The following is an 11967-nucleotide window of genomic DNA, read 5'->3' on the forward strand; positions in this document are numbered from 1 at the left end:
TAAAAAAGCTTCACTTAAGAATCAGGACAAACGCATCTAAAGATGGACGAGCCTGGATAAAAGTGTAATTCAGCCAGACCCCAGGGTAAATGCATCTAATTTTGTAGCTAGGTTTACAGATTATTTTTACCCCAAAATATTGAAACGGAAGAGGCGATTTTAAATCGAATCAGGAATTTAAGTACATTTGTTTGTTATTTACTACTTTTCCCTTACGTCCTATCGGTACACACATTGGTGTCTCCATCACTGGGTCAGGAATAATTCGGCACTCTAACCCAAAAACTTCTTGAACCATTTCTTGAGTCATCACTAGCTTTGGTTCCCCAGCAGCAAAAATTCGACCATCTTTAACTGCAACTAAGTAATCAGCATAACGACACGCCTGATTTAAATCATGCAGCACCATCACAATTGTCCGCCCTTGATTTTGGTTCAACTCATACAACAAATCCAAAATCTCTATCTGGTGCGCCAAATCTAAAAAAGTGGTCGGTTCATCTAAAAGTAAAATATCTGTATCTTGCGCCAACGCCATTGCAATCCAAGCTCTTTGTCGTTGTCCACCAGACAAAGTATCTAATGCTCTATCTGCTAATTTCAACAAATCTGTAATTTCTAGTGCTTGCTGCACGATTTTTTCATCTTTTGCCGACCACTGCTGCGACCAATTTTGATAAGGATAACGTCCTTGTGCTACCAAATCTTGCACCGTTAATCCTTCCGGTGCTACTGGCCCTTGGGGCAAAATACCTAACTGCTGTGCTACTTCTTTGGTGGAAAGATTAAAAATAGATGTTCCATCAAGATATACCGTACCGCCACGGGGTTTAAGCAATCTTGCTAAACCTCTTAGCAACGTTGATTTACCACAACCATTAGCACCAACTAAACCACTAATTTGTCCAGTGGGGATTGCCAAATTCAGGTCACGGATAATCAATGCACCATCGTAAGCTAAAGACAGACTTTTGGTTGAGAGTCCTTTCATAAGTGATATTTCCCAGCTTTATTTTTTGCGGTTACGAATTAATAAATAAAGAAAATAAGGAGCGCCAATAGCAGCAGTTACAATCCCACAAGGAAGTTCGATAGGTGCAAACAGTGTTCTTCCTAGCAAGTCTGCCATCACAACAATCACTCCCCCTAAGAGTGCGGAAGTAGGAATCAAGCCTTCATGGGTTGCACCTACCAACTGTCGTCCTAAATGTGGTGCGATTAAACCAATAAAACCAATATTTCCGGCGGTGGCGACTCCTGAACCTGCTAAAGCTACACCCACCAGCACGAGTAAAGCACGTTGCCATTCCACTTGACTACCTAAACTTTTGGCGACATCATCTACTAAATTTAAAGCGTTCAAATGCCTTGCTAGTGCCAAAGCCATTGGCACAAAAACAATTAACCAAGGTAATAGAGAAAAGACTTGCTCCCAAGTCCGGCCGTAGACACTCCCAGCTAACCAAACCAAGGCATTACTAACGTCAGAAATTTCCCCAAAGGTAATCATCAAGCTGGTTATAGCACTGGCGATCGCAGATAAGCCAACACCCATTAAAATTAATAAAATCGGGGAACTACCGTTATTCCAAGCTAGCGAGTAAATTAAAATCGCCATCAGCAAAGCACCAGCAAAAGCTGAGACAGGTAAGGTATAAATAGGTGCTGAAGGAAATAGTACAATTACTGTAACTGCCGCCAGACTCGCCCCAGCATTGATGCCGATAATACCGGGGTCTGCCAATGGATTCCGTGTCAACCCTTGGAAGATAGTGCCAGAAATTGCCAGCGCCATCCCTACCATAAAAGCTACCAGGGTGCGGGGTAGACGCAGATTCTGAATCACGAATAGATGGTCTGGGTTTCCTGTATCTAAACCCAATATAGTTTTCACGATATCTAAAGGCGAGATTGGATATTCACCCCGCCCTACATTTATCACCATCGCCACTGCGATCGCTACTGCCAAACATAACAGTATGATTGGTACACGTCGCTCGATGCGGAAAGATATCGCTTGGGAACGAATGACTAGCCAATCAACCTTCATTTTTTCACCTTTGACTTAGCCAGGTAGACAAAAAAAGGAGCGCCAACGATTGCTGTCATTATACCTACAGGTAACTCCTGTGGTTTGAGCAATATACGGGCGGCAATATCTGCGACTAATAGTAAAATTGCCCCCAAAACTGCACAATAAGGTAATATCCAACGATAATCGGCTTTAATGTAAAATCTCACTATATGGGGAACTACTAAACCAATGAAGCCGATTGGCCCAGCAAGAGCGACGGAACTTCCTGCCAGTAAAACTACGCTGATAGCGGTAAATATTTTGATCGAAGCTGTCTGTTGACCCAAGCCTCTGGCGACATCTTCACCTAAACTCATAGTAGTAATTTGTCTGCCGAGGGCAAAAGCTATTACTAATCCCATACCGACGAAAGGCAGCAGTTGTAAGAATAAATTAAAATCTCGACCAGATAATGAACCAGCTAACCAAAATCTGACTTGTTCAAGTGTTTGTTGACTGACAATGAGGATACCGGTGGTGAGGGAAGAAATCAAAGCAGTTAAGGCTGCTCCTGCTACCGTCAAATTTAATGGGGTAGCTCCTCCTCGTCCCAACGAACCAAGGATGTAAACTAACACTGCTGTTACTCCCGCACCCAAAAAGGCTACAAGGGCGTAAACACCTATGGATGAACTGCCAAAAACAAAAGTTGCCACAACCACAAAGAGGGCGGCTCCCGATTCAATACCCAAAATACCTGGATCTGCTAAGGGGTTTCGCGTCAAACCCTGCATCAATGCTCCCGATACAGCAAGGGCTGAACCTACAAGGATAGCAATTAGCGATCGCGGTAATCTCACAGTCTGAATAACTAAGTGATCGTAAGAACCATCAAAGGCTATAAAAGATGTCAAAATCTTACCTAGAGGTATTTCTGCTGCACCTAGCGTCACACTGAACAGCAAGCAAATCACTAGCATACATAGTCCCAAAATCAGACCAAATAAGGCTGACAATTGTGGCCTTTTCAATTCTCTGGGTGAGAGTGTAGTCGCTTTTATCATCTGATTCTGCCGTGACTGGAAAATATTACGCTCTGCTGGTTAGTTGTTTTTTCAATGGGCACTCTCAATATTTAACAGCTTTTTGATCATGAAAGTTGATAATCTTTCTTGATAAATATATAGATTACATGATTGTGTAGCCTTTTCCCCATTTTTTAAACGGAATAAAGCATACCGTTATAGCTTTGATATAATTTCTCAACAAAGTGGTATTGTTAGATCAACTTAAATTTGCTTTGTAAAAGTCACTTGCGTGCCAAGAGGGGGACTGGGGACTGGGAAGCACAGGATAATAATCAATGCCCAATGCCCAATGCCCAATGCCCAATGCCCAATAAGCAGTTTCAGTCACCAGGTGTTACATCTGTAAATGGTGGTGTTCATGAGGATTGATAGTTTACTTAAGGTTTACAAACGAAAATCAATACGCGTTTTACCTTTAATACTCAGCTTGATACTGGTTTTGTTTGTCGGAAGCCGCGCTGTGGCTGTACCAACAAAATCCACAGAGATATTGTGGGATACTTATGGTGTGCCGCACATCTACGGCAAAGATAACCAGAGTGCATTTTATGCCTTTGGTTGGGCACAAATGCAGAGTCATGGAGATTTACTTTTGCGTCTCTATGGTCAAGCGCGGGGACGCGCGGCCGAATATTGGGGAGAGGAATACCTAGAGTCAGATCGTTGGGTACAGACTGCGGGAGTACCAGAACGCGCTCGTACTTGGTACAAAGCACAGAGTCCAAATTTTCGTAGTTATCTCGATGCTTTTGCTGCTGGGATCAATGCTTATGCAAAACAAAATCCAAAGTTAATTGAGGATCAAGTTGAGATAGTGCTACCAGTCAAGGCAGAAGATGTCATGGCTCACTTACATCGGGTACTCAATTTCACCTTTGTGGTCAATCCAGAGCAAGTATTAGACCTGAGCAAAGAAAAGTTGCAAGCAGGATCTAATGGTTGGGCGATCGCACCAAGTCATTCTGCTGATGGGAATGCCATGTTGTTGGCAAACCCACATCTACCTTGGTCAGATTTATTTTTGTGGTACGAAGCTCAAATCACCGCACCAGGGATTGATGCTTATGGGGCAACACTTGTAGGTATTCCCGTATTAGCGATCGCCTTTAACAACAACTTAGGTTGGACTCACACCGTTAATACTTATGATGGTTGGGATGTTTACGAACTTACATTGGCAGGTAATGGATACCAATTTGATGACAAAGTTCGTAACTTTCAGACAAAAACTCTTTCCTTAAAGGTGAAGCAAAAAGATGGCTCCTTGCAAGAGCAACCATTAGTAGTGAAAAGTTCTATCCACGGGCCAGTGGTAGCCGAGAAAAATGGTAAAGCCGTGGCACTGAGAGTTGCAGGTCTTGACCGACCAGGTGTACTCCAGCAGTGGTGGGATATGGCACGAGCAAAAAACTTTGCCCAATTTGAAAAGACACTCCAGCGCTTGCAATTACCAATGTTTACGGTGATGTATGCGGATCGAGAAGGGCATATTATGCACCTATTCAACGGCCAAGTTCCAGTACGGTCTAGTGGTGATTTTGCATACTGGGAAGGCATAATCCCAGGAAATACATCTAAAACCTTGTGGACAAAAATTCATCCTTACAAAGATTTACCGCGCATAGTTGACCCGAAGAGTGGCTGGTTGCAAAATAGCAATGACCCACCTTGGACAACTACATTTCCAGCCGCCATTAAAGCAGATAATTACCCGCCTTACATGGCACCTCGTTTCATGGATTTCCGCTCTCAACGTTCTGTAAGAATGTTGGCTGAGGATGACAAAATTTCTTTTGATGAAATGGTTGCATACAAACACTCTACCCGCATGGAACTGGCTGATCGGATTTTGGATGATTTAATTCCGGCTGCACGCAAATATGGCCAGGGTTTAGGACAAAAAGCAGCTGATGTCTTAGAAGCCTGGGATCGGCAAGCCAATGTAGACAGTCAAGGAGCAGTACTATTTGCCTTTTGGGTGCAACAGATGGACTTAGATAAAACATTTAGTAAACCCTGGAATGAAAATTCTCCACGCACCACACCCGATGGTTTAGCTAATCCTGAAAGTGCGGTAGCAACTCTGCAAGCAGTTGCAGCAGAGATAGAAAAGACTTATGGGGCGCTTGATATACCGTGGGGGCAGGTTTTTCGGCTACGTTTGGGTGATATGGATTTGCCTGCTAATGGTGGGGATGATAGCCTAGGAATTTTTCGGGTACTGAATTCCGCTCCCGGAGAAAATGGGCAATTTCAAGCCGTTGCAGGTGATTCCTATGTCGCTGCAATTGAATTTTCTAACCCTGTACGGGCAATGGCACTCACCAGCTACGGTAACGCATCTCAACCCGGATCGCCTCACATTGGCGATCAGTTACAGATGTTCGCTAACAAAAAGTTGCGGACTGTGTGGCGCGATCGCTCAGATATTCTCGCCCATCTAGAAGAGCGTAAAATATTCTGAGGTCAATATTTTAGCGCTTGCGATCTCGCCCACAAACTTTTCAGGGACAATAATTAGTCTACAAGCCTTATACTGTCTGGACTTAAGCTTAGTTTCTGCAAATGTCTGGGGCGTAGGCATAGCCCGTCGCAGACATCGCATAACGACTATTTTGAACAGCGATCGCACTAGCGTAAATTTACTATTTCTGGCGTTGCTGAATCAAAGTATGAATCATGCGATCGCCTACATTGGTGATTACCTTTAGGGAAAAATGGATAAAGTCGAGCTAAAGAAGATTCTGGAATCTTTTCTAACCTTTGACGATTCCTACCGAAAAACGCGCACAGTGCCCCTGACTTCAGGCATGGGGGTGTAGTGCGCTTTGCGGATTTATCCGCAGTCCTAAAAATCAATTACACGATTAGTAGAATTTATGTATAATCTAGTAAGGAGGTAATACAAGTGTTTAACCTAACTTACGAATTTAAATTAAAACCAACACAAACCCAAATTGCGATGTTTGAGGAATGGCTAGAAACCCATAGACGGGTGTACAACTATGCTTTGGCAGAGCGCAAGGATTGGTATAAATCTCGTAGCTGTCGGGTTAATGCTTGTTCACTTCAATCTGAATACATCATCTCTGCCGATACTCCCCGCCCAACATTTGCTAGTCAGTGCAAGTCTTTAACTGCTGCACGTAAAGAAAGTGATTTCTTGTTACGTGTTAATGCTCAGTCTTTGCAGCAAACATTGAGACGACTTGAAAAGGCTTTTGTAAGTATGTGGGAGCAAAATCACGGATTCCCAAGATTCAAAAAATCTGGGCGAATGCGGTCTTTTTCTTTCCCACAGTTGGGAGCAAAACCATTAAGCAATGGGTATGTGAAACTGCCTGTTATTGGTGCGGTCAAAGTTCGTCAGTCAAGGGATATTCCTGATGGCGGGACAATCAAGCAAGCGCGTGTAGTCAGACGTGTTTCTGGGTGGTACGTGATGCTAACTGTTCAGTGGGATGTATCTGTGCCTCAGCCAATGCCTCATGGGGAAGGAGTAGGAATTGATGTAGGGCTAACCAGTTTTATTGCAACTTCCAACGGGCTTTTGGTCAAACGTTCGAGGTTTTTTACAGATGCCGAACGCAAGCTGAAATTGCTGCAACAGCGTGTCAAGAGAAAACGCTTAGGCTCGAACAATTGGAAGAAAGCACTTCATAAAGTTGCAAAACTCCATGAGTACGTTGCTAACTGTCGTAAAGATTGGCATAGAAAACTGTCTTATCAAATCTGTACCGATACTGGAATGGTATTTGTTGAAGACTTAAACCTAGTCGGCTTGTCTCGTGGGATGCTGGGTAAACATTGTTTAGACGCGGGGTTTGGGCAATTCTTCAACATTCTTGAGCAGACTTGTTTTAAGCGTGGTGTCTATTTCCAAAAAGTAAATAGCCGCAAAACTAGCCAAATATGTCCCAATTGTTTGTTTGAGACAGGTAAAAAAGAGCTTTCAGAACGTACTCATGTTTGCTCAAATTGCGGCTATACGACTGATAGGGATGTTGCCGCCGCACAAGTAGTTCTAGCTAGAGGACTTGCAGCCGTAGGGCATACGGTCAAGATGCTTGCTGAGGGTAAATTCATTGGAATCCCTTTGAAGCAAGAATCCCCCGGCTTCTAGCCGTGGGGAGTGTCAACTTGTCTATTCTCTTAACCCCCAGGCGTTCTCAGCCAAACTTGTAAATTAGCCCTACTGATAAATTCAGGCACTAAGAAGTAGAGATTTATTGACAAAAAATACTATTCTTTTTGACTAAGATTGATTTAAAAGGCATTATCGTGTAATAATCATACTGATAATAGTTAGCAATAATGCAATTTTAATGTCAAGAGCAATTAATTAAACTTGCGAGCAGGAAAGTAGATGGTTAAAACTTTACCAACATTCCTGTGGGTTTTGTCATCCAAAATCTAAAGCCAAATAGGAAGGAGCGATTTTGCTGATGTGATTAGTATCAGAGCAAACGCACCTTATTTCACCAATCAAAAATAAGTATCATCTATCCCCTCATTGGAAGATGAACAAGGTTTATGTGTGCAACTATCACCATCGACCGATCAAATTGATAAATACCTTTAAACAACAAACAATTGCCGCAGTCCATTGGTAAGAAGCCAAACATCAAAAATGAAGCCATATAAGTTATTTCCCAGCTTGCTCTTGAAAAGTACGATGCCTTTAGCAGTTAGCTTTGCTACTATTGCCGTTTTACTCTCCATCCCCGCCACAGCTGAGGAATTAGCAAAGGATGAAATTAGTAAAAAAATTTCTCAACTGAGTGACATCGAAATTCCCAATACGAATGCTGGCACTTTGGTACAGACACCAACTCAAGATAGTAATGTCATAACTATTACAGGAGTAAGGGCAAATTCCACTGAAAAAGGGCTGGAGGTGATTTTAGAAACCAAGCAAGGGGAGCAACTGCAAATCACCAATCGCAGTACTGGTAATAATTTTATTGGAGATATTACTGGTGGGCAGTTACAGTTGCCTAATGGAGATGGTTTTACATACCGATCAGAAAAACCTACAGAGGGAATTACTGAGATAACAGTTGCGAATATTGACGCAAATACTGTGCGGGTGACGATAGTCGGGGAAAAAGTGTTACCTGTGGTTGAGTTATTTGATGATGATGCAGGGTTGGTTTTGGCTGTTGCATCTACAACTACAACAACAGCAGCACAACCACCAGAAACACCACCAACGGAGGAACAACCAGCAACCCAGACACCCCCAGAAGAACCCGCAGCGCAGCAGGACGAACCAATTGAATTGGTGGTAACGGGAGAGCAAGACGGATATCGCGTACCGACTGCGACCACTGCGACCAAAACCGATACACCTTTGCGAGATATTCCGGGTTCGATTCAAGTGATCCCGCGTCGAATCTTAGAAGACCAAAAGACGACGCGTATACAAGAAGCCTTGGAAAACGTCAGTGGTGTACGCAAACAAGGTAACTACGGAGGCTCAGATGCCGGTGGATATAATATTCGGGGCTTTGCTCAAGATGGAAATTTCCGCAATGGATTTTCCGACAGTGACTTTTACTCCTCGGTAGATACAGCAAATATCGAGCGAATCGAAGTCCTCAAAGGGCCGGCTTCTGTTCTATTTGGTCAGGCTGAACCGGGAGGAATTGTCAATGTTGTTACAAAACAACCCCTTAGTACTCCCTATTATTCAGCTGAATTGAATGTCGGAAATTATGGGTTTTATCGCCCCAGTTTTGATATATCTGGCCCTCTTACAGATGACGGTTCGGTCTTATATCGGCTGAATGTGGCTTATCAAAACTCTGAGAGTTTTCGAGATTTTAACTTTACCGAACGTGTCTTTATTGCACCTGTAATTACTTGGAATATCAGCGATCGCACTTCATTAACATTCGACCTTGAATATCTAAACAATGATTACCTCTTCGATCGTGGACTTCCTTCCATTGGAGACAGACCCGCCCCCATCCCCATTAGTCGGTTTATCGGTCTGCCGGAAAGTGTTTATAACGATAGCAGTCTTCGGCTTGGTTATCGACTTGAGCATGAATTTAGCAAAGACTGGCAGCTTCGTAATGCATTTTCTTTTGTTTCTGGTGAATCATCTTCTGATGCTTATGCCACTGGTGGCAGACCACTAGTTGATAACCAGTTTTCCCCAATATCTGTAGGTCGTGAAGAATTCACACGAAAAATCTATACCTTTCAAACAGAACTAGTCGGAAAGTTCAAGACGGGATCGATTGTCCATCAACCTTTAATTGGGGTGGAGTTAAGACGAAACACCTGGGAATACACCTCATTCGATGCGGCAGAACCCATACTGCTGGACATTTTTAATCCCAATTATGATGTTGATTTACCTCCCATACCTGATGAAGCTTACTTTTACACGACTCGTAGAGACACTTTGGGGATTTACCTCCAAGATCAAATTACTTTTGCAGATAATCTCAAGGTATTAGTTGGTGGTCGCTTTGATACCTTCCAACGAAAAGATACAGAACTCGGAGAAACAACGGGTGAAGAGTCCCTCAGTGCTTTTAATCCCCGTGTTGGGATCGTTTATCAACCAATTCAACCAATTTCCCTCTATGCCAGCTACACTCAATCGTTTCAACCCGATCGATTTTTCGATCGTTCGGCAACAAACGAACCCTTTAAGCCAACAGAAGGAACGCAGTATGAAGTGGGGATCAAAGCAGATATCAGTGAACGACTTTCGGCAACTCTAGCAGCCTTCAAGATTACCAAAGCCAACGTTATTACAAGCGACCCCAACGATCCCGATGAGTCCATACAGGTGGGAGAACAGAGAAGCAGAGGGATTGAATTAGATATTGGTGGCGAAATTCTGCCAGGTTGGAATCTCATTGCGTCTTACACTTATACCGACGCGATTACCTCGAAAGACAACGACATTACCGTGGGTAATAGGCTAACTAATGTACCCGAACACGCTGCGAGTTTGTGGACAAGCTATGAACTGCAAAGCGGTGATTTAAAAGGTTTGGGCTTTGGTTTGGGGCTTTACTATGCCGGAGATAGATACGCTGATTTGAACAATACAAGCGTTTTGCCTAGCTATTTCAGAACAGATTCAGCCATTTATTACAAACAAGAGAACTGGAGATTAGCACTGAATTTCCGAAATCTTTTCAATGAAACTTATTATGAGACATCTCAAAGCAGAAATATAATCTATCCCGGCGCACCATTCACTGTTATCGGCTCGTTTTCAATTCAGTTATAACCTTGATTTTTATTGAGTCTACTCATGTTCTGGGAAACTTGCTGCAACGCGATGCCTTCTCTACGAGACGCTCCACGAACGGGGGGCGTAGCCATCGCTTTCTTATATAAATATATTGGCTGGGTTATGGTGACAGCCATCTTAATTACAGCTTGTCATGGTGGTAATCCCCAAAACCTCCGTTTAGAAAGTGAGCGATCGCTTTCTGCTGATTGTCGAGTCGTGGAACATGCAGCAGGAAAAACCAAGATTTGTGGTAAACCTCAAAAAATCGCAGTTCTCGAACCTAAGATGCTGAGTCTGATCTTAGCTCTCGATGTGCAACCTGCTGCTTACGCCGATGCTTATTTAGTGCGATCGCCTAAATTTGACAAACCTAGCCAACAAATTCCCTACTTGGGTAAGTATGTCACCAGTCAACCGATTAATTTAGGCGATCGCTCTAGTCCGTCTCTGGAAAGTTTGACTCTACTCAAACCAGATTTGATTCTGGGCTTAAATTCTCAGGACAATCAGTTATTAAGAGCGATCGCGCCTACTGTGTTGATAGATAATGAGCAAAATTGGCAGGACAACATTAAAATTGTCGCCAAAGCACTGGATAGTCAGAAAAACATTCCATCAATCATCACCTCACAACAGCAACAACTAGCTAAAGTCCGCACTCAATTAGCCCCTCTCGTCAATACCCATCCGCGAGTGTTAAATATTACTTGCAGTCAATCAATGAACTATATAGAGGTGAAATACAACGGATATACAATTGAACTTCTGGAAAAAATTGGATTTCAAACTGTATTACTGCCAGGTACAGAACGAAAACTAGGGTTAAGATCACAGATTAATTTAGAAACCCTTGCTCAACTCGACGCAGATATTTTCATTGTTAATACCTGGCTAGATACCTGGAATGGTGAATCTACTTACAAAGTACCCCTCCAAGAACTCCAGCAAAAATGGGCTAAAAATCCTCTATTGCACAATTCAAGAGCATGGAAAGAAGGACGAGTTTACTTTGTAGACTACACCCTCTGGGGTGACGTAATTGGCGCACCTATTGCTAATTCTCTGATATTAGAACAACTACCCTCACTTTTACTTTCACACACCTAAATCCATGACTAAACATACTCTATTCGTTTGCAAATCCTGTCGCCGTTCATCAGAAGAGTTATCAGAAAATCAGCCTTGCGACGGCAGTATTTTCTTAGATAAAATCACCACTTTATCTGCTGAAAAATTCGCAGCAGCAGAATTAGAAATTCAGACTGTCGAATGTCTATGGGCTTGTAACCGTGGTTGTGTTGTTGCTGTTTCTAACCCGGATAAACCGACATATCTACTTGGCGATTTGCCTCCTGACGAAGAAAATGCCTTAGCATTACTTGAATTTACACAGATGTATATTAGTCATCGTCAGGGAGCAGTTGACTGGGACGAACTCCCCATACAGTTGGACTCTGCGTTTTTGGCCTGTATTCCTTCTGTAATTAATCAGGAAATTCCTGAGCCTTGATTCAATACTTCGTAAAAATCAGATGCCATATAAGAGTAAAACTATAGAAAAAACATATATGTAAGCTCTTAAATACTGATTTATTGTTTGA

At 42.8% G+C, this 11967-nt stretch carries 9 protein-coding genes; 6 read left to right on the forward strand and 3 right to left on the reverse strand.

What is annotated here, in order from left to right:
- Positions 1–169 precede the first annotated feature (169 nt).
- The 3 genes from ANSO36C_RS27070 to ANSO36C_RS27080 are packed head-to-tail and all read right to left on the reverse strand — an operon-like array spanning position 170 to position 3078.
- On the reverse strand, positions 170–991 hold the full coding sequence (locus ANSO36C_RS27070; protein WP_251957266.1) for an ABC transporter ATP-binding protein: 822 nt from the start codon (positions 989–991) through the stop codon (positions 170–172).
- A gap of 18 nt (positions 992–1009) precedes the next feature.
- Positions 1010–2050: a FecCD family ABC transporter permease gene (locus ANSO36C_RS27075; protein ID WP_251957267.1), complete on the reverse strand. Its 1041-nt coding sequence runs from the start codon at positions 2048–2050 to the stop codon at positions 1010–1012.
- Complete coding sequence (locus ANSO36C_RS27080) at positions 2047–3078, reverse strand: FecCD family ABC transporter permease (RefSeq protein ID WP_251957268.1); 1032 nt, start codon at positions 3076–3078, stop codon at positions 2047–2049. Before ANSO36C_RS27080 ends, ANSO36C_RS27075 begins: the two co-directional genes overlap by 4 nt.
- Before the next feature lie 249 nt (positions 3079–3327).
- Between ANSO36C_RS27080 and ANSO36C_RS27085 the strand changes: the two genes are divergently transcribed.
- From ANSO36C_RS27085 to ANSO36C_RS27110, 6 genes are all read left to right on the forward strand, one after another.
- Entirely contained in the window at positions 3328–3471 is a 144-nt protein-coding gene (locus ANSO36C_RS27085) for a hypothetical protein (RefSeq protein ID WP_251957269.1), read from the forward strand.
- On the forward strand, positions 3461–5566 hold the full coding sequence (locus tag ANSO36C_RS27090; RefSeq protein WP_251957270.1) for an acylase: 2106 nt from the start codon (positions 3461–3463) through the stop codon (positions 5564–5566). Before ANSO36C_RS27085 ends, ANSO36C_RS27090 begins: the two co-directional genes overlap by 11 nt.
- A 444-nt stretch (positions 5567–6010) precedes the next feature.
- Positions 6011–7225, forward strand: coding sequence for an RNA-guided endonuclease InsQ/TnpB family protein (locus ANSO36C_RS27095; protein WP_251957271.1), 1215 nt, complete (start codon positions 6011–6013; stop codon positions 7223–7225).
- A 507-nt stretch (positions 7226–7732) separates the two neighbouring features.
- Positions 7733–10360, forward strand: coding sequence for a TonB-dependent receptor (locus tag ANSO36C_RS27100; protein ID WP_251957272.1), 2628 nt, complete (start codon positions 7733–7735; stop codon positions 10358–10360).
- Between the two features lie 24 nt (positions 10361–10384).
- Positions 10385–11473, forward strand: coding sequence for an iron-siderophore ABC transporter substrate-binding protein (locus ANSO36C_RS27105; RefSeq protein WP_251957273.1), 1089 nt, complete (start codon positions 10385–10387; stop codon positions 11471–11473).
- Positions 11474–11477: 4 nt separating this feature from the next.
- Positions 11478–11876, forward strand: a complete 399-nt coding sequence (locus ANSO36C_RS27110) for a DUF1636 family protein (RefSeq protein ID WP_251957274.1) — start codon at positions 11478–11480, stop codon at positions 11874–11876.
- The last annotated feature ends 91 nt before the right edge of the window (positions 11877–11967 follow it).

Origin of the sequence: Nostoc cf. commune SO-36 (genome assembly GCF_023734775.1) — a bacterium.
Lineage (GTDB): Bacteria > Cyanobacteriota > Cyanobacteriia > Cyanobacteriales > Nostocaceae > Nostoc > Nostoc commune_A.